Here is a 23,132-nt window from a genome sequence, read left to right as displayed (position 1 = left end):
CCCTCAAATTATTTAGCTTCAAACACTCTTACATCTCTGTCAGTACCGTCATTAATCACATAGACATAAAGTGTTTTACCAGTAGCGACAGGAACTGAAAAAGGTTTGTCACCAGCTGTCAATGGGATACCTGTATCAGCAGTCACAGTAGAGTTTCCAATGTAAATCGTGCCTTCTGCAGGAGGATAAATAGTAAGTGCTGTTCTGTCAGTGATGCCTGCAGTAACTTTTTGAGCTGTTGAAGTAACAGTGAATTTATCCGTTTTAAAAGAGGAGAAACCAGGATCTCTTTCATTCAAGGTCACGGAAGGGGATTGTACTTGGATGCCTTTGATAGCATCTAAACCAGCTTGAGGGAAGTCAACTTGTAGAGGCTTTTCTTGTGATTTGAGATGAATGTCAGTTACTAAACCACCGTTTCCATCATCTCTAGCTGAAGATTTTACACCATCGAAATCATTAAGTTTTGCTGCCATTAAAAATCACTCCTGTAAAATTAATTGCCAACGTCTACGGATTTAGTTTGAGTTTCTGTATCAGGGTCAGGATCTGGAGCGGCTACATTATCATCTCTACTCGCTTCAATAACAACAGCCATTTCGTCTGTGTCAGTGTCGGCCAGCGCTTCAAATTTAATTTCTGGAGCTAATGCATTACCGTTTTCGAGAGACATTTCAAACTCGCCTGAAGGGGATACGTTAGGGAATTGAATGTAGATATCGCTATAGACCTCTTCGGTATCAGGGTTATACGCAATTGTACGGTACTCAACTTCATATCGCTCAGAGAATTTACTTGCTTTAATAGCGAGCCGTCTGCCGATTTTGTTAATCTGATATACGGCTGTTAATTTCTCTTTCGTACCAGCAAATCCAGTAGGAATTAAATATGTGCCATCTGTAGATACAGGCGTCTTATAAGTTAATCCTTTTTTGTTGAAGAAGGTTACATCACTTACCGGTTTACCTTTAAGAGTAACCGCATTTTTACCATCAACAATTAGACCATGTTCACGGTCAAAAACCTGAACTTTTGCTTCTTCCTCAATTGTTTCACCTTGTGTCATTGCCAACCATTCAAGGTCGAAAAATGCATTCTTGACAGTAAGGTTGATTTCTTTTTCAGACTTCAAGATATAGAGTGGTTTATTCCCGATACCACCACGAAGCTTGTCTTCGGAGATGGCTTGGGAGAATGAAGCTGTTTGTGCTTCTGCTGTGAATACAAGCTGACCATCAGATTTTTTTCTGAAATAAACATCAGCTGTATCTTGAATAACTGTTTTCATCTATAGATTTCCTCCTTAAAATAAAAAAGGAACAGCTATTAGCTGCCCTTAGAAAAACCTTTGGTCTCTTTCATAAACTTATCTCGGCTTATGTAATGTTTCTCTTCCTCAAATAAGTCAATGTGTTTATCCCAGTTCACAATGTTTTTACCTGCTTCTGGTGAAACTGTAGCAAAGAGGGTAGAAGTGTCATATTGCTTGAATTGAGCAATCCGGTGATAAGTCATATAAAGTTGAAACAGTGTCATATCATTAATGTCTTTATAAAGATAGCCTGTATAAGTTGACACTGTGCTAATGATATCTGCCATATCAACTGAATCAACATCTTGACTCTTGACTCTTTTGCTTCGCTCATTAGCTTTTTGAATCTCAGGATTGGAGCTTATTTTTTCTTCCTTCAAACAACACATTTTTAATACAAGGTCTCTAATGGAATCGAAGTTGTCTGGAGTAAGCTTATCCAGTATTTCTTCTCCATTGAACATTTTAGAAAACACTGTGCTATAGGCTTCTTGAAAATTAGGAAGGGTACCCGAAATTTCATAAAGAGTCATTTTTTTTAATTCAGCAATAAGCTCATCAAGTTCCCCAAAACGATTAACATCTTCTTTGCTATAAACATAAATGATCTCTTTTTTGGACATTTTGATTAGCCTTAAATAATTGGCTAACTGACCGTACTCTTTAACTTTGATGAATCTGCATTCACCAAGTTCTGTGGAGATAGGTTCTCCAGTAATGAAAAACTCCATATCAATCATTTCATAGCTCCGAAAGTGAATATTAATTTGTATCCCAAATACCCTTCAGGTGCGTTTGATATGAGCAGTCTTGTGTATTTAACATTTTTACCGATACCAGCAAAATTTTGATTGAAGAGCATGTCACAAATACGATCCGTAATTTTCAGGTTCCTGAATTCAGTCTCTTCATAGGTGTTAATGTGTGTATAAACATCAATCATCAAATCTTGATCTAGTAGCATCACACTTTGGGTTGAGGGTTTAGGGATTCCATTACCAAGATAGACACAAAGCCTGCAAATTGGTTGATCGGTTAAATCATCAGTTTTGGGAGCACGTTTGATTATGGAGCTTAATATCGATGGGGAATCATCAACTGGATCATAATAATTTTCCAATGTCTGAACGTCAGGGAGAGAAGAGGAGAGAGGGTCATCTTTATAATATAAAAGACGATTCAATTCTGTATCATTCATAATAGTTCTGAATACAGTTGTCATATGTTCGACCATCATACTCATTCGCTATCACCTCCAACTTTCTTCTTGGCTATAAGTTTAATTGTCCCGATGTCTCCATAGACCTTGGAGTAGTCTATATCATTGACTTGGTAGGTTTCACCAAAGAAAGTAAGAGTAAGGCCAATTTTTAATTTTTCATGTACAAAATAAGGGATTGTAATATTTGCTTGTCCATCTGGAAGATTTACCGCCAATTCAGTTCCATTTATCGAAGTAGACCTTTCAAAAATACAGGGAACTTCAGTCTTTTCACCTGGAATCTTTTTGTAAATTGGCTTACCCGTTATTTCGTTAACCTTACCTGATTCAACAGACTTGTCATCTGAGGTTAGAGTGAATACAGCACCGCATATTTTGATCTCGGCCTTCTTATATATTTTGTTACTATGAGGAAGCGAAGTGATGAGCCATGTTTCGCCGTTATATTTAACCACACCACCACAATAAATGTCAGATATTTCACCTAATATATATTTAGAAGTTCCATCACCACTAGAATACTTTGAAGTAATCATTACTGTTTTTTCAATTCCATCAATCGTAACTTTCTCAGATTCAAAACCTTTTAGACCTTGCTTGAAAATGAGCTTTCCATCATGCAAAAGCTTCTCATTAATGTTAACCTTGTGATAATTACTGTAATCCTTCAATTGAATCACCGTCTGTCAATAAGCAATCATTAAGCCTGTTTAACTCACCACTTACTGTTAAAATAGTGTCTCTGATTTCTATAAGGTCAGGGTCACTCAGTAGCTTTTTGTTAAGGTATTTCTCCAATTTGAAAAGTACCGAATTGTTTTTCTTGCTGAGCGTATTGCAATACACGTCTAATTCTTCAATCTTAATTTGTCCATTGTTTAATACCGATTTAACTTGAATCATACTCATAGATAATCCACCGCAGCATTTAATATCAAACGCTCAATTTCGTTTTTCTGTTCAACTACACTTTGTTTAAGTGAATTGATCTGTGTGCCAAAGTTCTTAATACCCACATCATTCGTGAAGGGTTGCCATGTATTCTCAAACAAGGTCTTTTTATTTAACAAAAAGATGTATCTCAAGAAGTGTGCAAGAATAAGAATATCATCCTCAGATAATTCTCTGCTTACAGTTTCTGTTGAATCATCAGCTTTTAAATTGTCTCTCAATCTGTTATTGAAATGAAGGATTGCATTTCGAATTGATTTATAAATGTCCTCTTCTTCTTGAGGAACATCAAAATCAGATGTTTCACAGTTGTTTAAAAAGGTTTCCCATATTTGATCATAAGATGTCATAAAAACCCCTCCTCTTAGTCAAAGAGAAGGGAAGGATCAGCGACTCCCATCCAATCAGCCAATACTTTTAATTTGCCCGCAGCAATGTCATCGCTAAATTCTGAAGCAACATCAATAATAAATTGTTTCTCAGAATCGACCGTGATTTTATCGAGCTTATTTTTAAGTTGAGCAATATTGCCCGATTTAATCATCTTTTCTATTTCTTCTTTAGTGTGAATATTGTTTTCATAAGCCTCTGATTCAACAATAGAGTCTTTAATCTCTTTTGTTGTTTCATTGTCATCTACAATAACTAATTCACCTTTATCAAAACAAACGCTATTCATTGTGAGCCACTCAACAACTTCTTTTGGGACTTCTTTAATATCAACCTTACCATTTTTGCTTCCAGCCCAGGTATATTGTTTATGTCCACCATCACCAGTAAATCCAACAAAATAAGATGTGCTTCTGTGTCGAGCTAACTTAATTTTCTCAGTCAAAATCATATCCTCCTAAAAAATCCTCATATTTGATTTAAATTGATACTGCAGCTTGTTCTTCAATAATTCCGATCGCTTCTCCAAACAGAAGATTAACAGAAGCATCTTGAACAATTTTCATTTTGATTCTTTCATCTTCAATATCTTGCTCTGTCAATTGACGCAATCCGCCATACTCAACAACAGAAAATGGTTTCTGAGAAACGCCGCCGGCAAACATATATCCTTTATTGACAGGGAGTTCAACTTTGCTATTTGTATCGTCAGTAAATGGGTTAGTGAGGTTGACAGCAGTTGTTCTACCGATTGTAGCAGGGTTTAATGCAGTAAGGAGCTCTCCTTTAATTTCTTCTGTTAAGAAGTTCTTATACGTTGAGTCTGTTCCTTGTTGGATTGCGAAGTAGTCAATGAGAAGGGTGTCAGCTACGAAGATAGGCTTCCCGCCATAACGTTGAAGCACAGAGGCTACTTTGTTGTATTGTTGAAGAGTAAGGTTTGAGCCTGTTTGAACATTTTTTGCAGGGATTTTACCTGCTGTAATTGCACTTGCAGTTAATTGATGAATTTTATCGAGGTATAGACGGACTTTAGCATCTGCAATATCATTCACCAATTTATTAAAGTAAGTAATTGAATCTGTTACGAGGTCTAGAGGCTCATAGTAAAAACCTGTTGACATAGTTTTTGGAACGGCTGGAACAGTTTCTTGACCTTCAACACGAACTAAATCAACGCCAGAACCTGTAGCAGACCAAATGACTTTTGCTTTATTCTTTTTCGGAATTTTAATTTGTTTAATATTACCTCGTTTTTCTTGTTGGACATTAGCCAAAAGGGAAAGCAACTGGGTTACTTTTGGTTTTGCGATTTCATCAGCTTGTTCAACGACAAGGTTATTAAATTGATGGAGCATGGAAGGATCAGGTGTCGTTCCACCATCGCCAAACACTTTCTTAATATAAGTTTGAATATCAGCTTGATCAGTACCATCCATTTTGTTGTTTAATACACGGCTAAACAAGCCTTTGATTTTCACAGTATCTAATTTCATTTGAATACTCCTTTTATTGAAATTTATTTGTTATGGATTAGGCTTCGATTACTTCGAGGCGAACAAGTTTTTGCCCCATTGTGTAAACAAGGTCATCTTCGTTATTTACAACCAGGAACTTAGCAGAAGAATCAGCATAATCTTCATGGGGTGATGCGGGATCACTAAGAATATACTTTTGCGTAGCAATATCAAAGTGCGCCAATTGACCTTGTTTAACCTCGGTTACGCCCGCATTTAATGAAAATGCAGAAACATCAAAACGGGTATAAGCTGGCTCAAGGATAACAATTCGAGCATGTTCTCCTACACCGTTATAAAAGTCTCGCATTGATTCACCAAGATACCGTGCTTCAGGGGAAGCAATTAAATATGCTTTTTTTGTTTTATCTGATAGCTTCGCAGCTGTTCTATTTCCCTCAGCGTCAAAACCTAGTTCAACAAGCATGAAGTTGTCGATATCTGATCCAGTCACTTTTGCACCGTGAGCAACTGTTTTGATTTTTAAAGAATTCAAGTTTCCAGTAGTATGATTGCCTACTTCAGTAAGAGCTTTTTGCAATCTTGTAGCCATGTTTTATTCCTCCAAGTTTAAAATTTATTGTGAAAAGCGGGATTCAAAAGAGTCATCATTAGGGATTAGATTTTCCCGTTTACTTGAAAATTCTCTAATGGTTGTATTTGTTTCAGCAGGAGTACTAACTAAATCAACTAACATAGTGTTTAGTTGCAATACAGCTTTTTCACCTTCCTCATCTTGTTTAATAGAAGCATGAATAAGGTTTTGCACTTCTTCTGAACTGAATTTATCCTCGGCCTTTAGAGCTTCAAATTTAGCTTTATAAAATTCATTTTTCTCATTCAATTTTTGCTCAAATAATGCTTTCTCGTGTTTTTCTTTAAAAGGTTTCAATTGCTCCACTTCAGAGTTCAGCTTGATAAGCTTTTCACTAGCAGAGTTGAATTGCTGTTCAACCTCTGCTTTATCCTTATTGATTTGATTTACTTGTTTCGTCAAATCCTTAATCTGTTCTTCTTTCTGGTTAAGTTGCAATTGAACAGATTCAGGAACAACTTCCTCCCAGTTCCGCGTCATGAACACTTCGGTTTTACTTTCAAAATCAATTGAAACAACATCGCCTGTTCTGGTGTAATTAAACTTATAGTATTTGTCATAACTATTTTCATCTGCCCAGCTATAAACGTTTGCGATGAAATATGAATCGTAAACTTCTGCTATATATGAATCTGACTCTTTGTCAAGAGTAGGGTCTAGTTGACCATAAAGCAATGTTCTAATGTCTGAATGAGATAATTCAAACACTTTCTTAAATTTATCCACGGTTTCACCTTCCTTTTGATTTTCTTTACTTGCTGCTTGGAACACTAATTTTTCGAATCGCTGTAGTTCATTAAAGCTTAGAAGTTTAGAAGATTCGTAAGCAGGGAGGACAACATCATGTTCGCCTCGCTTTTCGGAATTTAAAATTGCATGTCCAGCCAAATAAACAGGGGATTGAATAAACTCAATACCATCCTGTACTGTATAGTTTGAATATAAGATTTCGCAGCTTGTGTTGATGTTGATCCCTCTGCTATACCATTCTTGTAGTAACTCACAGGCATCATTAAAACGAGACCTCCACAATACAGCATCTGCTGCAAGAACTTCTTTTTTCCCATCTGGTGTATCAATTTCCATTATGTATCCTTCAGAAGTGAAAACTCCAATTGGAGTTGTGTCCATCTTTACTTCAAGTTCGCCATGCTTATCTGTTCCTAAATAGGCTTCATGAGAACCAAGTGCATCTGTTGAAGTATTTATATCTTCAACTTCATGATATTTGGCAACGATGGGCTTATTGATAATAGTAGGGGAGGCTTCCAAGGCTACTTCTTTGGGGATTATTGTGTTGTTATGCGATACTTCAAAATCAAATATGATGAAGGTACAAGGTAACTTTGTTGGATCATCTGATTGTTTAATTTCATTAAGCTGCAACTGGCATGATCGTTTCTTTTGCTTCTTTGTCAAATGAAATTCACCCCCTTTCAAAAGAGAACACTATTCAGGCGTATTATTTCCATCTGATGTTCTTGATTTTATTGTATTTTCATTTGTAGGAGTTTCGGTTGAAGATTGTCCAGCTTCTCCATTGTTTGAAGAGCCATCACCCATTGTGTAGGATGTTTGGTATGGTTTAATTTTATCTTGGAGTTTAAGCTCTTCAGTTTCATAGAGAGTTTGTTCGAGATAGCTCTCCCAGGATACTCCAGCTAAGTTGTCAATTACATGCTTAATAGACCAGCCTTTATCGTTTAACTTAATTAGGATATCCATTTTCTCTTTTAGAGTGAGCGGCTTGTCTTTGTCATAATTCATATAATAGTTGTCTTTTTGACTGCCCGGTAAAACAAGGTTGAATAGCTTTTGATAAACCTCTTGTTCAATATCCTCCATTAAAACGCCAATCCGCTTATAAAATGTATCTAAATTTAATGATGATGTTGCGTAGTTACCTCCATCACCGTTCAGGAGGGATCCGGACAAGCCGTAAGCAGATTGAATGTCGCTATTAATATGATTGAATTTTGCTCCATCTAATCCATCTGCTTTAACATCTGGAAAGTTGATGTCAGCAAAGTCAGGGATTGATACTACGGTCACTCCATCTTTTTGGTTTTTTTCTAAAGCCGACTTAACTCCGCCATGAATTTTTTGTTTAACTGCTTTAGGCAACTTCATGTTTGTATATTCTCCGTTACCTTTGTCTGTACCAATTGTTAATACTGCAACAGCGTTAATAATCTTATTTGCAATAGACCTCTCGACATCTTTAAGTTTCTTTTTGTGAAGCACATCATATAGACCTGGGGTAACCCAAGATGTTCCCAAGCCTTGATTTCTCTTTAGTGTTCCTGTGCGTAGTGGGAAAGTTCTCTCTTGCGGCAATTCCTTGTATCGATATTTCTCTCGATCTTTCATGAAGTTTTCATAATCGCTTTGTTTAATAAAAGGGGAGAGGCTTTTTAACAATTCATTCCTGCGATCATCTTTATACTTAGTGAACATCTCCATGTCAACTACACATACCCAGTCTCCATTTCTCCTAAAAGAGGGAAACACATACTTAATCTCATCAAAGATAAACGGATAGGGACTCTTATCGTCTCCAAGCCATATACCAACAAGAGTGCCGGCTGTAGCAACCTGTTTTAACAAATCTCTAGTAAGTCTTTTATGTTTGACTTTATGTAAGGATTTATTTAAAAGGGAAATATGCTTATCTGAAGACTTAGATTTATAAAAGGAGTCAATTTTATAGTTGAGGGTAGGGAGGGCTTCAATCAATTCAAACAGTTGGTGAATCTCTGCAGTAGAAATGTAAAAGTACTCTGCAAGATCTTCGATTTCTTCTTGAAATTGATCGGGGTTAGAAAAATAGTTTTTTAATTGTTCGGCCTCAACTTCCGTAACAATGCCACTGGAAAACATATTCGAGATAAAGCCGGAAGCAAATGTAGCAGTATAAGTTGAATAGTCATTCAGCATTTGCTTATACTCTTCTGATTCAATGTCAACTTTATTTAAGGAAACCATGTTTCACCTCATTTCTTTTAAAAATAGACCAACTCATCTTCAACGTCATATTCAGTTTGTTTGTTTAACTGTCTTTCTAATACTGTGGCAATATAATTGCCATAAGCCACTGAGCTATATCTGTCTTTTCGTTTACTTTTTGGCTCTTTAAGCTTAACTTGTCCATTATCGCTATATTCAGCTTCTAAGTTGATCATTTCATTTATTAGAAGTGTAATCTGAGCATAGCTTGAAAGGAATTTCCCTTTAACCTCAGGGGATAAGCCTTCATAGCCTTTAAATCTTTTCAGGTATTCTTTTCCTTCATTTTCATTGATAGGGATTTTGATTTTCCCTCGTTTGAATCCATCTTTGAGCAATACCGCAATTTCACTGTTCAATTGTGCATTACCTTTAATGCTATAAATTACTTTTTCAGCATTTTGATAAGTACAACGCTCAGCCATTCTTTCATCGTTAATGCATGAAAACGGCTCATATTCTTTAGCGCGTTCTTTATCATATAGAGGCTGACATAATGCATCATACACGCCAAGTCCGATACTTTGGGTATCTAATACAATATAGTCGCAATCATAGTCTTCGTATATTTGTCGAATTCTTGTTGCTTGAGTCCCTGTATGACCCCCTACAATGCTTTCCATGTATACGATATGACGATCATATCCATTGGAGTTTGGAATCAGTCTGAATACTGTGTAAACACTGGCATCGTTATCCTTACCGGCCATTCCGGCGATGTCATTACTTACCAGTCTAATCTCTCCTGGTTTCTTGGATTCATATTTGAAGTTGGAATCCTTGATTAAGCTATAATAGTCTGGAGGGAAGAGGGGAGAAGCAAGTTTCCGGTTCTTTTCAATGTCTTCAAATTTAAAATAAGCTTTTTCAGATTCACCAAACCAGAGAGCTTCCATTTCCATTGACCAACCAATAGGATCGAAGTCTTCTTCAGCCATTTCATCTCGAACCTGATCTTTATCCAAAAGACCTTCCTTTATTGCGATTTGATAAGGGAGGCCACAAACAAAGTATTTAGAACCTTTCATCATTGCATTGTAGTATGTAATGAACCTGTTAAATGACCAATGAACTTTATACCAGCAGGATGAGAGGTAAATTTCTTTGTTTCGCTCTTTGAGATGGGCGTATTCTTCTTTTTCAAGATATTTAGGAGAACGGGGAGCTGTTAGGAATTTTCGGAGTACTTTACTGATGATTTCAAAATCAACCATTCTGAATTCATCTACAATTAGGAGGTTTGCACGTTTGGAACGTGCACCATCATTTGAGGCGACGATTTTAATCCAGCTGCCGTTATGAAACTCAACTTTAGCGTCATTTGTTGAGGTTTTTAAATCTTCTATTTCTCGCCTTAAATTAGGCGATTCTTTACGTAAGTCATCAATTTTCTCTATGACTTCACGAGCTTGTCCTTTTGTGCCCGATGCAATAACTATTTTAGTACCTGGGAAAAGAATAGCTTGCACACAGCAGTACACAGAGGTTAACCAAGTCTTACCCTGACCACGACTGGCCAGGTACATAAAATAATGGTTATGTACCATCATGTGAATTAAAATACATTGAAACAATTTAAGCGTAATGCCCAAGTATTCTTTCACAAAACGATGTGGATTTGCTCTATAGAAAGAAGTCCATGCGCCAATACCATCCATTAATCGCTCAGATTTTGATTTCTTTTTAAAGTTGTTTCCTTTTTTAAAGATATTAATTCCTCGACTATGCTTGTTGCGATCTGTTGTAAAATTTTTATGTGAGGTCATTTTCTCGATCCTCTTCTTCTGCTACGGGCTCTTCAACAGTATGCTTATTCATTTCTTCCCAATATTCAGAGGAATATTGATTTTTCAAACCAAGCATTCGAGACAGATGACCAAGGAAAAACACCTTAATATATTTACCAATTTTATCAGGATCTTTCCATCTAGGCTCTGGTTCAGGTATTGGTCTCTCATTCTCATATTTTTTTATCAAAGTACCAAATGACTCTTGTTCAACTCCACTTGCTCCAGTTTCTTGAACCGGTTTTAAATTACTTGAGCCAAGTAAATCTTGAAGAGTTTTTTGTTGCTGATCGACTTTTTCACCATTCTCCCGCCGTTTGCGGATATCTAGCCGCGTCAAACATATTTCATTTATAAGAAGTTCCATTCCTTTAGAGTCACATTCATACCTATTCGTGAAATCAATATATTCATTTTGAAGCCAAATGTAATCTTCAACATCAAGACCACGACCCCAGAATTGCATTAATTCATTTATGTCTTCCTTAGATATATCTTCTGTACTTTTAGCGAGTAATAACTGTGTTGTGTATTCTTGTTCTTCTTCAAAGTCAAATTCACTGTCAGCCCAAGTTTTTGACTTGTAATCTTTCATTCCGATATTCTTCATATATGTACCTAACACATTGCCATCTGATTTTTTCTTGGAAACTGATTCGTTAACAGCAGAAACCCACAAGTCGTAAACAAATGGGCGATCAATCATCCTCAAGATGTTTTGTACATTCTTCAAGTTATCTTTGTCTTTTTGGAATTCGTTTTGGAGACAACTCTTACATACTGATAGTTTGCCGGTTGCAGCATTAAAAGCGGATTCAGAAATATAATATTGATTGGCATTTTGTTCTTTGCCGCAGCATGAGCATTTTATTTTTTCAGCAGACATATTTCACCTCCATAAAGTTAGTTGATGTAAACACGTTTTATAAAACGCCCAGTAATAGAGAGGGAGTCGAGATTTCTCAAATCATCACTGGACGTTCTAAAAAAGTATTTTATTTATAAGTTAAGGCACCATTTTCGGACAAAACAACCTTGGTTCCTTTTAAGGTATCAGCAAGAGCATCAAGCAAACCTTTTCCAATACCGTTTGCATCAATTATTAATTTACTCGGTCGTTTGTCTATAATTATGGCTTTTATTTGACTAGCCTGATGTTTAAACGTTCCATATTCCACTTTCTTTGAAATGTCCTCAATACGGGAATTGTATAAATCAATAATTAAAAAGGTTGTTTCTTCTCTTCCAGGATTAATTACAGCAATTCTTTCAGGACTATAGCCCGAGCTCAATGTGTAGCTATTTCCGTTTAAGGGTTTAGTAGAGAATTTGACATCTTGGTTCAATTGTTCACTTTTAGTGTTTTTCTCAAATCCCATGCTTTTATGTAGACTTGTTAGGGCGTCTTTTAATTCCCTGTTACATAGATAACCACTATCATTAATTTCTTTTAGTAGCTTTACATATTCCCAAAGAATTTTAGTTTCTTCTTTCAATCTTCCTCATCCTCATCTTTATAAAATTAAAGTTTTAAACAAAGTTTATAGGAGCCTACATGAGGCTCCCTTAGTTGAAAAAATAATGTCCTAACACTTCGGTTAGGCTAAGTTGTAGAAATTAACCAGCAATAATTAAGGAAAGCTCCGTCTTAAATTCATCTGAGAAATTAACCCAATGACCACTTAATTCGTTAATAAAACTTTTTGTCTTCATTTAATTTTTACTCCTTCTTATTAATTCAATATGTAATCGTACTGAATAGTCCGACCCTTGCCAGACTCATAAATTGATAAGTTTGCTCCAGCTTTGGCACCTGTCATTAAGCTGTCACTGTATTCATCGGAACCCATTACAGAAGGGAGTTGTATAACTTGGATATTATGAGTGGATGCTTCACCTACAGTGAGCATGTTTCCGTGGTGGAAGTGGGAGATGTACATGTAATCGTAGAATTTTCGTTTCATCTGTGAGATGTCACGAATGGCATTCTTTTTGTTTTTAATCTGGTGTCCGTGACATGCCACAATTTCAAATTCAAGTAATTTAAAATCCACAATTCCTTCGTCGTATAAAGGAACTTCAATTCGCTCATTGTCTTTGAGTACGTCATGGATATAAGTAGCTATAATACGCTCTACATCTTCTTTAGGCATTTCCGAGCGATTTGTATTATGTAATCTTAGTTCAGTATGATTTGCAGAAGGGATATGTATGTACTTAATTTTGACGTACTTAGAAATTTCTAGTAGCCATTCAGCTTTGTACCTAGAGTATTTTATCACTTGGTCAATAAACCCGTACTGAAGGGCAGTTAATTGCGATACGCGCAATGCCATACCTTCAACACTATCAGCACCATTTAACACGACCAGCTCATCTAAATTTTCTTTTTGAATGTACTCAACAGTTTCAGAAAGAATCTGATTCATACGCTGCAAATAAATCTGTTCGTTGTATTCATTGTTGTTGCTTTTAAATTGCTTCCCGAAGTGTTCATCTCCAAACCCTAGAACAGCAGCTCTTTTTCTTTTGCTCTTATTTAATGGATAGAAGGAAGGGGGAGGGAGAGTACCTACTTTCTCAATTGCTTCAGTTACATTTTCATATAGAAGCTCTGTTCGACCTTTGACACGTGTATTTTTATGTATTTCATGCTTTACAGCTTGAAGCTTTTTTCTCTCTTCCATGATTTCAACCTTTTTCAGTTCCAATTCAAGGAGAGAATTATTTGATTCAGCTGACTTTTCTTTTTGGTATTCAACTCCTTCAATGAAGTTGTTGAACCATTTTCTATAAGCTGATTCACCTTTAGATTCGCCGGTTTCCTTGTTGATTAACTCTTTGATTTCTTCCCAGTTTAGATTATAAATGTCTTTATTAGAGCAGATTCTTATTTTCCATTCTTTAAGGTTTTCATCTGAGTGACGCTTAGTTTGAACAGGATCGATCATTCAGTCAGTCACCGCCTTACTCAACGTCTTTAACAGGAAGTTCATTTTCTTCTTTTACAGTAATTGAAACGTTCTTTCCATTAAACTCTGAAAGAATTTCTTTGAAGTCATATGTGTATTCAGCTTCTTTAGTTTGTTCAGTAACTTCCATTACGTCCATATCGAAAAAGCCTTTAACATTAATTTGATGTACTTTTTTGCTTGCCATTTAAATTCCTCCAATAATTTTCTATTTACGTACAATAAGCTCCTTCGGAAGCCCGATGATCCGAAGCATCGGTAACGTCCGAGAAGGGGATATAAAGGAGATGAAAGATAAGTCGGATAGGCGTTGGGGAAACGCCCGAAGGAGATTATCGATAACTGAGTATGTTTAGATGTAAACAGATTCCAGTAAATAAGGATCACTTGTAAAAAAAATACTAGATATATAGTGGTTTATGTAGTAATATGTCTATGTAACAAAAATACACAAGGAACAGTACATGCTTCAACCTTTTTGGGGAGGGGAAGGTACGAGGTCTGTCTGTCCAGGCGCTCAACAGTTTGTGATCTTGGACAGGCGGACTTCTACTGGACTCGCGATCCGGTATACCGCCGGTAAGGAGGTGCCACTGCATGTTGTTTTCTGTCCTTGTTGATGCAAGACCCGCGTGTCCGGAATGCGGAACGTACAGTAAAGACGGCAATTCTGTTAATGCTGATACGTGTTCATTTTGCAAAGAAATGAACGCATAAAAAGATGCGCTGTGCTGGTGGCGATAGCGAAGAGGTCACACCCGTTCCCATGCCGAACACGGAAGTTAAGCTCTTCAGCGCCGATGGTAGTCGGGGGTTTCCCCCTGTGAGAGTAGGACGCCGCCAGCCAAATTCCTTCGTGGTTGACATTTAGACAACAAAATTGTATAGTGAAATTAACAAGGATAGAAAACAGCATGCTGTAACAAAAAAGGTTTTTCTGGAGTCGCGACCAGGAAAACCTTTTTTGCGCTTTTCAATAAACTTATGAGTTGAAATAATTATTATAGTAAACTGACTTTGGATGGAATCCCAAAGCTTGACGTATCGAGGTATCTTTTATGTCACCCACGCGGGATTAAACAGCTACTCTCGTTTAATGAATTCTAAAACAAATTACGAGAAGGAAAGACCCATTATAAGCCTTCTCAATGGCATTTTCAGTCTCTCTTGTCAGGTTACACGCCTTATTGAGAAACAAAGCGTCTCAAACGCTCGCCATTTATTTTGCACAGTTTTCTCTGACCCGTGTAAGGAGGTATGTGCATGGGAAAGGTAAGTCTCCATTCAGAACATTGAAGGAGAAGTAGCGAATAAATAGTGAATATGTTCCTAAGTGAAAATGAAAAGGCAAGACCGAAAATAATCCTTTTCTGTGAAATGAGAGCGGTGATCAAGCGCCCAAAACCATATCACTTATTTTACGAGGGTATGTAATTACAAAGCCTCGCTAACCCGGAAAAATTTTGTTGACCGCATAATAAGCATCAAAGCTTACAAGGGCATTATTTAAAGGGAAGGGAGACGCATCTACCCTTCCCTAAGTGCAAGCCGAAGCAGTGCACCGCAATTATTATTCAGGCTACATGTCACCCATAGTAAGACTGTGATGGGATTCACCCTACATAAACAGCTTGAGTAGCAAAGGTCTTACCGACATGTTTAGCCCGATAATAGCCATTTACCTATCTCCTTAAGATACAGACATCCGAGTTAACCTCGCACCCTCATAAATGACCATTATCCGACTAACCACAATGACCAGTTGTAGTTTTGAAGTCGAACTTAATGCTTTTGTTCGTTTGAAAGTGAGAATAGACATGTTTAGAAAAAGCTTCTTCCACGCAAGGGCAATACCCCGTTAATATCCACTTATCCGAAACCCTGGCATTCCAAGTCCTCAAACAAATGAGTATTAGCGGAGAACTGATATCCCACATATCAGTAAACAGCTTATTATCGACGACACCCCCATGCCATCAATAAAAGAACTCTAATTAATAAACCAGGAGATGAACACATGTAAAAAGAGGGGAGGGCGACAATTTCCTCCATAACATCTAACTCTGCCACTTTTAGGAGCATAAGCTCTATGTGACATGACAAAGCGTGCAGGAAGCCTTTCCTGTCGTCCTCATTAATTTTATTAAGCTTTTACTGCGTCTTTTAGTGCTTTAGCAGGCTTAAATTTCACTACTTTTGAAGCAGGGATTTCGATTTCCTCACCAGTTTGAATATTTCTCCCTTTACGAGCTGCACGTTCACGAACTTCAAATGTTCCAACTCCAGGAATCTTGATTGATTCACCTTTTGCCAATGTTTCTGAAAGCACTTTAAACACTCCCTCTACATTAGGCGTGGCTTCTTTCTTAGTAACTCCTAATTCGTTTGCAACTGCTCCAACAAATTCTGTTTTGTTCATGTTTTAATTCCTCCTAGTGATTTTGTTTATTTTTGTGTTAAAGTATAATTACGGTAACGTTTGTGCTTTTTTTGAAAAATGGGAGACGTACTCACCCTTATATGTGGAAATTAGCTTTCTTTCTCCCTTATGGCGATTATCTCAAAAGGGGCTTTCAGACCAGTCGTATCAAGGGTTCAAGGCACTTTTTTTGTTATACTTTTTTCGGTAAAATCGCTGTACCCCTTGTGGGAGTAAGGCTCATGGTACTTTTATTACCGTTACACATTTTGATTTCTAAATCGAATGACACGTTCCTTTGTTTTTTGTTTATTCCTCTTAACTGTACATTTCCCACAGAAAAGTTTCTTGCTTGTTTTAGCCCTAAATAGCGTTTTACAATCACTGCAAACTCTTAGTGTTTTCAGGTTGTGTGTTAGATTATTTAATATACAAGCACCGAAACATTCCCACAGTGTCGATTTGAACTTACTCTTCTTTTTATACAGATACTTAATCAGAACATCAGCAACATATTGTTCGTCTTCATGTATCTTCAGCAATCTGTCTTTGATAACCTTATAAACATAAAGTTTTTGTCCAGGCTTAATGTCTTCATCATTCATGAGCCATTTCTTGTTTTGGTCTAATCGTTTGTACTCACTAATAATTGCCTCGTCCAACTTAATCTCTTTGTTCTTGAGCAGGAAGCGATAATCGAACTTCCCTGCAACAGCTGCAAAATTAATTCGGTCAGAGGGGATAATGGAGTCTAACTTGTTTACTGTGCTTTCATTAATTAACTCAACGCTATGTTCTTCTTTATCCTTTGCATTGATGAAGAAGTGGGGTACTTTATTTTTTATGTAGTCTTTGATTTTTTCATCGACATGATCAGGTCGGGTAGGCATGAATAAGGTTTTTGCGAACTTTGATACCCTCGGTTTCCCGATATTTTATTAGGGAATAGACCATATCATCATCTGTGCTAGACAGATAGTCAGCGCTTCATAATAAGGAATTTCACCTTATTATTACTCCATAAAGGATGGTCGTTGCACCTTCATTTACAAGTGCTTCCCAGCATGATGTAAACGCTTGGCACAGGGTTATCGTATCGATAAGGACTTAGAATTCCCCTGTTAGCACACTCATTGACGATCATTTCCTATCGCTACTTTTCGCTGAATGCACACCCTAGATTTCTAGGTTCACTGACTTTTCATCCGCATATCGCTATGCGACGCGACTAAAAATTTAATCGATAGTAAAGTTATTTTCCATACATAACCATTTGATCACGTCCAGGTTTATGTTGTCACTGTTCCATATCTTAGTGATGTTGTTGCTGTACTCCCCGATATTGATCCCATAAGCAAGAGTTAGTGCTTCATAGATGTTCTTGCTATTAATCTCTTGTTTCTGGGCTACAGACATTTCATAATACAACGGAACGATGTTTTCCATATTACGCTTGGCAATATTGACGATTAACTCATCAGGAATAATTAAGGCCTTATCCCCGTCATTGTCGAACTGCAGCAGTTTAGATATTGGATCATGAATGCTGGTGTAAACACCTGGGGTAATGAACCACTTTTCATATTTCTCATCTTTTTTGTTCCACCTAACACCATGCTCTCTATATAAGTGAGGGGAGCGGAGGATATCAATATACCCTTCATCATATAAAGAACAATGGACTTCACTTCCTGAAAGCAGTCCTTTTGGATTCTGGATGTTCAGAAATAATTTTTCGCAGAAAGCATATAGATCAGGGCATAAGTATGTATAACGAGCTCCATCCACAAGCAATTTTCCTGATTTGGCATCTTTGATCATGCTTTTCTTTTTATTTTTAATAATTTCTTTCGTGTGATCATCGTTAAGAAGTTCTGGATATAGAAGTAAAGCGTCCTGAAGAGCTGTCCGATGTTTCTTTTTCTCCGTAGCTCCAAGAACTCTTAACATGGTCTCTTTATCAGTGCCCAATGTGGTTATTTCTTTTACAGTCTTTGAGCTCATTTGAATTAATTCTTCATCAGAGATATCTGTAAGTGTCTGGAGCATTTGATAAGTGAGCTTGCCTTCAACAGAAGGATCTTCTTCGTTGAGTTTTGCCCCTAAGCATCCATATTTTTTATAATTGAATTGATATTCTTCCCACGATGAATAATACTTCCACATTTTAAACTGACTTTTAGTGAAGATAATTTGAACATCATCTTTCACTATGTCCCATTCCTTGCCGTATATATCAGTTACTTTAAAAGCTTTGTTTTCCTCAGCAAATTTACGAAAATCAAAAGGGACTAATAAACCCTTTACCCACGGGAGCCTTACCATGAAGCTTTTATGACTTAGAGTGGGGAGTATCATTCCGCAGCCATCTGTATGCTCAATGGGAATGTTCATTGTTTTTCGAGTGATCTCGTATTCTCGATCAATGTAGTCAACGAGACTCGACACATCGGTTTCTAAGTCGTTGACTACAATAGCTTTATCAATATCAATCTCCCAAGGGCTACTGGCGCTGTTAGATAAGGCCATGTAGCTATTCCATTTGTTAATGCTGCTACCACCAAGGGAGTTGATCTTTTCAATACTTAAGCCGCATGTCAAAGCATCCTGATACTTATCGTAGGTGCTTTTTTTAATGAAACATGACTTCTTTGTACGAATTTGACCGGCGCTGCTTGTGAAATAAACGTATTTTTCATTGTTATGTAAAAATCCTTGATCAATAATGTCCTTCAATACTTCAAAATGATAAGTCTGGACAACCATGATTTCCTCTGAAAGGGTATTTTCTTTAATCCCTAATGTTCGGGTCAACACTGAATCAAATAAAGAAATCACTTTATTGTCCCTTAAGCTGTCAGTTCGAAGTGTTCTTATGTCATTATGTTCTTCGAATGCAGAATAGAGACATTCTTTAAGGTATGTAATTCTTTGTGAAATGTATTTCTTATGTTTATTATGTACATTGTCTAATGTCTTAAGATAATCTCTGTATCTATAAGACTTTAAAATCTTATTATGTAATAAATTTTCTTTGTCATTATAAAATGCTGATGTATCCACACTGTAAATGTGAACTTGCTTAGACAATCCGTCTTTTTTTCTTTTCAATCAATCCCCTCCGTTTATTTTATTTTTACTCTGAAAGTGCTTAATATTCGCTATTAAGATATTGATTTACTAAACTTCGATATGTAAAGCTTTGCTTATTAATCTTTCCGTACCATTTGTAATCCTGATAAAGGTATTCTTCTTCGGGTGTTGCTGTCCCATCGACTACTTTTCCCTCAATAAACCCCATTAAATGACTAAATAAATACTGCTTTTTCATCTTACACCTCCATACTATTTTATTTTTACTCTTAAAATGATTAAAATAAAGACCACTTCACGTGGTTGTGTCTTTATTATATATTTTATTTTTACTCTTGTAAACATAAAAATCCAAAGTTAATTGGATTTAATTTCGATTAATTCAAAAAGATCGTCAACTTTACAATTTAGAATATGTGCCATTAATAAAAGATTGTATGTACTAGGGAGGACGGTTGCAAATCCCTCGCTGTCATTTTTACACCATCTAGATATACTTGCTCTTTCAGCTTTTATTTGCTCTGCTAACCAGCCTTTTTCGATACCTTTGCTGCTTAGAAATGAATCCAACTTACTTTTAACCCTATATTCCATTTAAATCATCCTTTTGCTGTTTGAATAAATTTTATAAAATCACTGGTTTACATACAAGCAGAGTGTAATTATTTGCATTAAGATACAAAAATATTTGCATTTAAATACAAATAAACAATATAATAATCGTATATCAACCAAGATACTTCAAAATCATCAGATATTAAGGAGGGGTTACATGGATACTTATTTTGATTCAGTCATTGATAATTTAACTCGAAATGATTTGTATATTCTAGGCTTATTGAGCGATGAAGGGGCAGATTTAAAGTTTAAATCAATTAGAAAGAAAACCATTCAAGAAAAAACTCAGTTGACTGATGCTACCTTTAGAAAGAGCATCGATCGTCTAGAGGCCTTGCAGTTTATTAATATAGTTAAAAACACTAAAGAGCATACAGTTTTTATTACTCAATTTGGACAAGAAGCTTTGAGATATCAGTTAGAAGGGGAGAGGGTTTAATGTTTGGATTTATTGGAGTAGGTCAGGCCGGTGGAAGTATAGCAGATGAAGCAATGAAGAGGGGATTTCATTCTGTCGCAATAAATTATTCACTTTCAGACCTTAATTCATTGGTCAATATTCAAGATAAGCTTCATTTGGTTGGGACAGAAGGAGTGGGTAAAGACAGAAGCGTAGCAGCGAAACATATGAAAAATAACTGGGAGTCCTCTATTGAGTTCATAAAGAACACAATGGAAAAGCCTTCAGTACAAGTTATTTTCGTAGTTTTCTCTGCTGCTGGTGGAACCGGTTCAGGGGTAGCCCCTATATTATTAGAATTGTTAAACGAATGTCTTACACATAAAACAATAGTTGCTGTACCAATCCTTCCTGACAACAATGAGGTATTGGTCAACCAGATGAATTCACTGGAGCTACTTGAAGACTTATCTATGCCAGAGACATGTGTTTTACCTTTGGATAATCAAATGGTTTTGAGTAAACATGAAGGGAAGATTTCTGAGAGCAGACTATATAAGGAAACAAACAAAATGTTCCTGAATTTAATTGAAGTCTTACTCAATTACACGGACAGAGGATCAAAGATCAGCACCTTAGACAGGAAGGATTTAAATCAGCTGTTTGATACACCAGGAATCATGATTATTGCCCAAACAAACCTCAATGAATTTACAAATGAGGGCAAGTATTTTGATAAGCTGCAGGAAGATATACAGAAGTCGTGGAACAATTCGATATTTACTCCTGTTGAGTTTACAAATGTGATGAGAGCTGGAGTTATCCTAGATGTTCATGAGTTCTTAACGGAGCATATATCGTATAATGAGCTGTTTAATGTCTTTGAGAACAAGATGCCCCTAGACTTATTTAAAGGACATTATGATAAAGGTAATAGGGCGATAACGATTCTTAGCGGGTTAACCTGGATCAATGAACGGATGAAGCAGTTAGATGATCTAATTGAAAATGGAAACACTGAAGTTAAAGAAACAACTGTTTATAAAGCGAAGAATCGCCGTAGAGAGGATTTATTTAAACCGAAAAAACTGGAGAACAAGGAATCGAAAAAGACCTCGTATATGGAGGCACTGAAGAGACTAAAGCGCTAATTTTAAAGGGAAGCTGCCTATTAAGGTGGCTTTTTTATTTTGATTTTTAATGACCCTACTTGGTGATCGTGAGTTGAAAAAGTGCTTATCGTAAATGAAGATCGGAAAGGGTTATCTAGTTGATATAGCAATGTTTTAGAGCTGTCAAAGGGGTAATAGGTGTTTTGTGATCGTAAAACGTAGGCAGGAGAGAGGAAAAGTGGTCGATATGTTGAAAGTCTGATGAAAAAGGGGAGAAAGAGGGGTGGAAAAACATTGATATTATAGGCTTTTACGATAGCGATTACGATGTGAAAATAGGCTGAAAAATGGGAAAGTGAAAAAATAAGTTGGGTGTGGAAATGGAAGTGCTAGGGGTACATTTGTTCCTGTTTTTTGGCCTTTAGATGTTAATATACCCCCTATATATTGGTATTGAATTCCCTATATAAGATACGTTATGTAGGGTTTTTATGATTTGGCTGATAAATTTGCACAACTAACACAATTTCAAATGAAAAACAATATTTATTTTTGAAAAAATAATTAAGTGGTCAATATAAAAGTGAATACCCATTCATTAAAAATAATCGTGTGTATAACGAAAGGGAATGAATCGAAGTGTTATCTATACAATTTTTTATCTTAATCCGAATACCTATTTTATATTCACTCTAATAATATTCCTTCTCATCCCCTCATTACATCCACCCTTAATCTTACCTAATCATCTCTATCCGTTTCCATTCACCACACATCATCAGAAGCATTCTAATGCACCTAGAATCAATTTTAAATGAATCATAGTACATTGGGTATCCAATCCACATACACGCCTCATAAAGCTTATAAACACCCATAAATAATAGTGCCAAAATAATTTAAAAAAATCCATTTTAAGAGTAAAAATAAAATGACTTCGAAGGAAAAATGTGTTATAATAGAGTTATAGGAAAGGAGGTGTACATAGTGCTTGAGAAAGTGGGTATAACAATTGCTTTCCTTATTCCTATCACGGTTTTAATCATCAACTGTTTAACGATAGCTGAGAAGATTCAAAACCTGATGAAGAATAAAGAAAGCAAAAAGAAAAAGCGTACACGCAAGCGTCTCCGACCAGAGAGACAACGCAAACGTATACGCAGATAACACGCTAAAGGGGATTAATTCCCCTTTAGTTACTACCCATATTATAACATGGACAAGCACATTGTAAATATGAAACGATTCTCATTATGGTTTACGAACATAACATTTATTGTTTTATTCTTATTGTTCCTCTTCATCAAAGATTACTTCAGCAGCGGAATACAGTCGCTTATTATGGCTATCTTCATAGTAACGTGTATCATTATCATTTTGTTATGGATCGCTTACTTTGTTATACGCCAAAAGAAGGTAAACAAATCTAACTGACATCATGCTATACTAAGCTTATTAGAGGTGAGCGGAATGGAAAATCAGATCCTTGAAGCGATACAGCAACTTTCCAAGGATATTAACACAATTAAGCAGGACGTTAAGGATATTAAAGAAACGGTTAAACGAATCGAAGAAAATGAACCTGAAGAGGTTGTATCCATGCTTAAGATTATTAACAAGAATATTGAAAGTGACCACCGATACAATGATAAGAAATTCTCTGGACTTGAAAGACGTATTCATGATCTTGAAGAAAGAATCAACAATTGAATTTCATACATGAGAAGGAGCGGTAAAA

At 36.3% G+C, this 23,132-nt stretch carries 24 protein-coding genes, 1 rRNA gene and 3 pseudogenes; 5 read left to right on the top strand and 23 right to left on the bottom strand.

Translation table 11 applies throughout. The annotated features are described in order from the left end of the window. Positions 1 to 8: 8 nt before the first annotated feature. From MHH91_RS11440 to MHH91_RS11360, 17 genes are all read right to left on the bottom strand, one after another. Complete coding sequence (locus MHH91_RS11440; protein WP_014472036.1) at positions 9 to 476, bottom strand: hypothetical protein; 468 nt, start codon at positions 474 to 476, stop codon at positions 9 to 11. 20 nt (positions 477 to 496) lie between these two features. Beyond that, positions 497 to 1,288, bottom strand: coding sequence for a hypothetical protein (locus tag MHH91_RS11435; RefSeq protein ID WP_014472035.1), 792 nt, complete (start codon positions 1,286 to 1,288; stop codon positions 497 to 499). A gap of 38 nt (positions 1,289 to 1,326) precedes the next feature. Next, positions 1,327 to 2,052, bottom strand: a complete 726-nt coding sequence (locus MHH91_RS11430) for a hypothetical protein (RefSeq protein WP_014472034.1) — start codon at positions 2,050 to 2,052, stop codon at positions 1,327 to 1,329. Further along, the gene (locus tag MHH91_RS11425; RefSeq protein WP_014417869.1) at positions 2,049 to 2,555 is read right to left on the bottom strand and encodes a hypothetical protein; all 507 of its coding nucleotides are present in this window, start codon (positions 2,553 to 2,555) and stop codon (positions 2,049 to 2,051) included. The genes MHH91_RS11430 and MHH91_RS11425 overlap by 4 nt, the downstream gene beginning before the upstream one ends. Beyond that, a complete protein-coding gene (locus tag MHH91_RS11420) occupies positions 2,552 to 3,205 on the bottom strand; it encodes a hypothetical protein (protein WP_041915577.1) in 654 nt (217 codons plus the stop codon). Before MHH91_RS11420 ends, MHH91_RS11425 begins: the two co-directional genes overlap by 4 nt. Next, complete coding sequence (locus MHH91_RS11415; RefSeq protein ID WP_014472032.1) at positions 3,189 to 3,443, bottom strand: hypothetical protein; 255 nt, start codon at positions 3,441 to 3,443, stop codon at positions 3,189 to 3,191. The genes MHH91_RS11420 and MHH91_RS11415 overlap by 17 nt, the downstream gene beginning before the upstream one ends. Continuing rightward, complete coding sequence (locus MHH91_RS11410) at positions 3,440 to 3,835, bottom strand: hypothetical protein (RefSeq protein WP_014472031.1); 396 nt, start codon at positions 3,833 to 3,835, stop codon at positions 3,440 to 3,442. The genes MHH91_RS11415 and MHH91_RS11410 overlap by 4 nt, the downstream gene beginning before the upstream one ends. 14 nt (positions 3,836 to 3,849) lie before the next feature. Further along, positions 3,850 to 4,320, bottom strand: coding sequence for a hypothetical protein (locus tag MHH91_RS11405; protein WP_041915576.1), 471 nt, complete (start codon positions 4,318 to 4,320; stop codon positions 3,850 to 3,852). Positions 4,321 to 4,354: 34 nt separating this feature from the next. Beyond that, complete coding sequence (locus tag MHH91_RS11400) at positions 4,355 to 5,371, bottom strand: hypothetical protein (RefSeq protein WP_014472029.1); 1,017 nt, start codon at positions 5,369 to 5,371, stop codon at positions 4,355 to 4,357. A gap of 37 nt (positions 5,372 to 5,408) precedes the next feature. Further along, the gene (locus tag MHH91_RS11395) at positions 5,409 to 5,945 is read right to left on the bottom strand and encodes a hypothetical protein (protein WP_014472028.1); all 537 of its coding nucleotides are present in this window, start codon (positions 5,943 to 5,945) and stop codon (positions 5,409 to 5,411) included. A 24-nt stretch (positions 5,946 to 5,969) separates the two neighbouring features. After that, positions 5,970 to 7,406, bottom strand: coding sequence for a hypothetical protein (locus MHH91_RS11390; protein ID WP_014472027.1), 1,437 nt, complete (start codon positions 7,404 to 7,406; stop codon positions 5,970 to 5,972). A gap of 30 nt (positions 7,407 to 7,436) precedes the next feature. Beyond that, positions 7,437 to 8,972, bottom strand: a complete 1,536-nt coding sequence (locus tag MHH91_RS11385) for a hypothetical protein (RefSeq protein ID WP_014472026.1) — start codon at positions 8,970 to 8,972, stop codon at positions 7,437 to 7,439. A gap of 17 nt (positions 8,973 to 8,989) precedes the next feature. After that, complete coding sequence (locus MHH91_RS11380) at positions 8,990 to 10,759, bottom strand: terminase large subunit domain-containing protein (protein WP_014472025.1); 1,770 nt, start codon at positions 10,757 to 10,759, stop codon at positions 8,990 to 8,992. Continuing rightward, entirely contained in the window at positions 10,746 to 11,666 is a 921-nt protein-coding gene (locus MHH91_RS11375) for a hypothetical protein (RefSeq protein ID WP_014472024.1), read from the bottom strand. The genes MHH91_RS11380 and MHH91_RS11375 overlap by 14 nt, the downstream gene beginning before the upstream one ends. Before the next feature lie 109 nt (positions 11,667 to 11,775). Further along, entirely contained in the window at positions 11,776 to 12,276 is a 501-nt protein-coding gene (locus MHH91_RS11370; protein WP_014470112.1) for a hypothetical protein, read from the bottom strand. A 237-nt stretch (positions 12,277 to 12,513) separates the two neighbouring features. After that, a complete protein-coding gene (locus tag MHH91_RS11365) occupies positions 12,514 to 13,731 on the bottom strand; it encodes a hypothetical protein (protein WP_014472023.1) in 1,218 nt (405 codons plus the stop codon). Positions 13,732 to 13,747: 16 nt separating this feature from the next. Then, positions 13,748 to 13,939: a YonK family protein gene (locus MHH91_RS11360; RefSeq protein ID WP_010328101.1), complete on the bottom strand. Its 192-nt coding sequence runs from the start codon at positions 13,937 to 13,939 to the stop codon at positions 13,748 to 13,750. A 543-nt stretch (positions 13,940 to 14,482) separates the two neighbouring features. On the opposite strand from MHH91_RS11360, the gene rrf reads away from it, so the two are divergent. After that, positions 14,483 to 14,598 (top strand): 5S ribosomal RNA (gene rrf, locus MHH91_RS11355). 604 nt (positions 14,599 to 15,202) lie between these two features. Here rrf and MHH91_RS11350 read toward each other — a convergent pair. The 6 genes and pseudogenes from MHH91_RS11350 to MHH91_RS11325 form a co-directional block, all read right to left on the bottom strand. Further along, a pseudogene (locus MHH91_RS11350) lies at positions 15,203 to 15,314 on the bottom strand (hypothetical protein); the annotation flags it as partial. Positions 15,315 to 15,895: 581 nt separating this feature from the next. Beyond that, positions 15,896 to 16,171, bottom strand: coding sequence for an HU family DNA-binding protein (locus MHH91_RS11345; protein ID WP_265426495.1), 276 nt, complete (start codon positions 16,169 to 16,171; stop codon positions 15,896 to 15,898). A 260-nt stretch (positions 16,172 to 16,431) separates the two neighbouring features. After that, positions 16,432 to 17,079, bottom strand: a pseudogene (locus MHH91_RS11340) (hypothetical protein); the annotation flags it as partial. A 331-nt stretch (positions 17,080 to 17,410) separates the two neighbouring features. Further along, positions 17,411 to 19,282, bottom strand: a pseudogene (locus MHH91_RS11335) (RNA dependent RNA polymerase); the annotation flags it as partial. Positions 19,283 to 19,322: 40 nt separating this feature from the next. Next, complete coding sequence (locus tag MHH91_RS11330; protein ID WP_014417885.1) at positions 19,323 to 19,502, bottom strand: hypothetical protein; 180 nt, start codon at positions 19,500 to 19,502, stop codon at positions 19,323 to 19,325. Positions 19,503 to 19,621: 119 nt separating this feature from the next. Then, entirely contained in the window at positions 19,622 to 19,858 is a 237-nt protein-coding gene (locus MHH91_RS11325) for a helix-turn-helix domain-containing protein (RefSeq protein WP_020954165.1), read from the bottom strand. Positions 19,859 to 20,036: 178 nt separating this feature from the next. Here MHH91_RS11325 and MHH91_RS11320 point away from each other — a divergent pair, with 178 nt between their 5' ends. The 4 genes from MHH91_RS11320 (at position 20,037) to MHH91_RS11305 (ending at position 23,104) form a co-directional block, all read left to right on the top strand. Continuing rightward, complete coding sequence (locus tag MHH91_RS11320) at positions 20,037 to 20,321, top strand: hypothetical protein (protein WP_041915573.1); 285 nt, start codon at positions 20,037 to 20,039, stop codon at positions 20,319 to 20,321. Continuing rightward, on the top strand, positions 20,321 to 21,433 hold the full coding sequence (locus MHH91_RS11315) for a tubulin-like doman-containing protein (RefSeq protein ID WP_014472021.1): 1,113 nt from the start codon (positions 20,321 to 20,323) through the stop codon (positions 21,431 to 21,433). The genes MHH91_RS11320 and MHH91_RS11315 overlap by 1 nt, the downstream gene beginning before the upstream one ends. A 948-nt stretch (positions 21,434 to 22,381) precedes the next feature. Then, entirely contained in the window at positions 22,382 to 22,561 is a 180-nt protein-coding gene (yonT, locus tag MHH91_RS11310; protein WP_041915572.1) for a type I TA system toxin YonT, read from the top strand. A gap of 303 nt (positions 22,562 to 22,864) precedes the next feature. Next, positions 22,865 to 23,104 carry a hypothetical protein gene (locus MHH91_RS11305; protein ID WP_014472020.1) on the top strand — a complete coding sequence of 80 codons (240 nt, stop codon included), beginning with the start codon at positions 22,865 to 22,867 and terminating at the stop codon, positions 23,102 to 23,104. The last annotated feature ends 28 nt before the right edge of the window (positions 23,105 to 23,132 follow it).

Source organism: Bacillus sp. FSL K6-2819 (assembly GCF_038008305.1).
Classification (GTDB): Bacteria; Bacillota; Bacilli; order Bacillales; family Bacillaceae; genus Bacillus; species Bacillus amyloliquefaciens.
This window is presented reverse-complemented; position numbering and strand designations above follow the sequence as displayed.